This is a genomic window from Mesorhizobium sp. M7A.F.Ca.US.005.03.2.1 (genome assembly GCF_003997795.1).
Taxonomy (GTDB): Bacteria; Pseudomonadota; Alphaproteobacteria; order Rhizobiales; family Rhizobiaceae; genus Mesorhizobium; species Mesorhizobium ciceri.
Window position 1 is genome coordinate 1 of record NZ_RZRP01001095.1, and the last position, 1,744, is coordinate 1,744.

Genomic DNA, 1,744 nt, shown 5'->3' on the forward strand with positions numbered 1-1,744 from the left:
GGGCTGATCGTTTCGTTCCGGGGCGCTGCCGCCGGTTGAGATCCGCCACGATTGTTGGCGGGTTACGGCTCTATGACGGAGGGCCGCGTACGCCTTTGACCCAGGCGGTATGGAAACTCCGGCGGCCAAACGAAAAAAGCCCGCTGCCGGGAGGAGGTGGCAGCGGGCTCGATTTTCGAATGTGGCGCGGGAGGAGGTGCACCCCATTCAGCGTCGGCATCGCATCTGGGAGGAGTAGATGGCCGACAACCAGAACCTACGAGTTGCCCAACGATTCGGCAACAAAGAAACTTGCATAGCTGCTGTGCAGATTTGCCGTGCCAATTATCATACAAATCCGGCAACAGGCATTTTTGCAGGCCGCCTGCTTCACTGCACCGGGACGTTTTCCCTGAAGATCAAGCGCGGTTCGATGAACTTGCGCGTCAGATAGGGTGCGGAGGAGGCAATCGAGCCGAGCAGGCGAATGACCGACTGCTCGGCGATCAGCCGCGCATTCTGGTCGATGACGACATCGGCGAGATCGTCGACGAGATGACCGCGCGTGTCCTTGGTCAGGTCGTGGCAGATGAACACCGGCTTGTGGTTCGGCCTGGCCTCGCGGATCGCCTTTGCAACGCCCGAATGTCCAGCTCCGACGCAATAGATGCCGAGCAACTCCGGCTCGTCGTGCAGTGCCTTCATGGTCTCGGTGTAGCCGGCATCGGGCTCGTCGTTGATCTCGACGGCGCTGCTGACGGTCAGATTGGGAAACTCCTCATTGAGCACCGAGCGGAAACCCATCTCGCGTTCCTCGTGGCCGCGATAGGAACGTGAGCCGACGACCATCGCCAGATGGCCGGTGCGGCCGCCAAGGAAGCGTCCCATCAGCAGCGCCGCCGTTCGTCCCGCCACCCTGTTGTCGATGCCGACATAGGCCGCGCGCGGTGCCGTCGGAACATCGGACACCAGCGTCACCAGACGCATGCCGGCTTCGACGATGTCGCGCAGGATGTTGCGCGTACGCGGATGATCGACAGCGATCACGCCAACGCCATTGGCCCTGAGCGACAGGTTTTCGACAGCGCTCTGCAGCGCGTTCGGCGAGATACCGGCGAGATTGTGGATCCGGCACGAGGCGACAAGCGGCAGACGCGCGGCGTAGTCCTCGATATGCCCGGCGAGATCGCGCATGAAGGCATTGCTGCCGATCGGCAGCAGGAATTCGAGATGGGCGGGCCGCGAGGGCAGCGTCACCTGATCAGCGACCGGCAGGTAGCCGAGTTGCTTGGCCGCCTCCATGACGCGCTGGCGGTTGGCCGCACTCGCACCCGGCCGGTTGTTCAGCACCCTGTCGACCGTTGCGGTCGATAGCCCGCAATTGCGGGCGATATCCGAGACGGTGGCTTTCATGCCGCTACCCACAGCCCGCAATTGCGGACGATATCCGAAACGGTGGCTTTCATGCCGCTACCTATGCGCCCTGCGATGCCGCGCCAGACAAGCGATGCGATCTGAGGCAGCGGTGATTGCCGCCATCACCCGACAGTCAGTGCGACGGCTTGCCATCGGTGATGGCATCGCGGATTTCCTTGTCCGACATGCCGGTGATGATCCGCTCTACCTCCGCCACGCTGGTCGTCTTCGGGTCGATGTCGTCGGCGACCACCTTGCCCCGGCGCATGACGACGATGCGGTCGACCACCTGGAAGACATGGTGGATGTTGTGGGCGATGAAAATGCAGGAGTGACCGGAATCGCGGGC

The 1,744-nt window shown here is 62.8% G+C and carries 1 protein-coding gene and 1 pseudogene; both read right to left on the reverse strand.

The annotated features are described in order from the left end of the window. Positions 1-369: 369 nt before the first annotated feature. Positions 370-1,392, reverse strand: a complete 1,023-nt coding sequence (locus EN991_RS34995; protein WP_127370433.1) for a LacI family DNA-binding transcriptional regulator — start codon at positions 1,390-1,392, stop codon at positions 370-372. Between the two features lie 136 nt (positions 1,393-1,528). After that, positions 1,529-1,744 (reverse strand): annotated as a pseudogene (locus EN991_RS35000) (sugar ABC transporter ATP-binding protein); the annotation flags it as partial.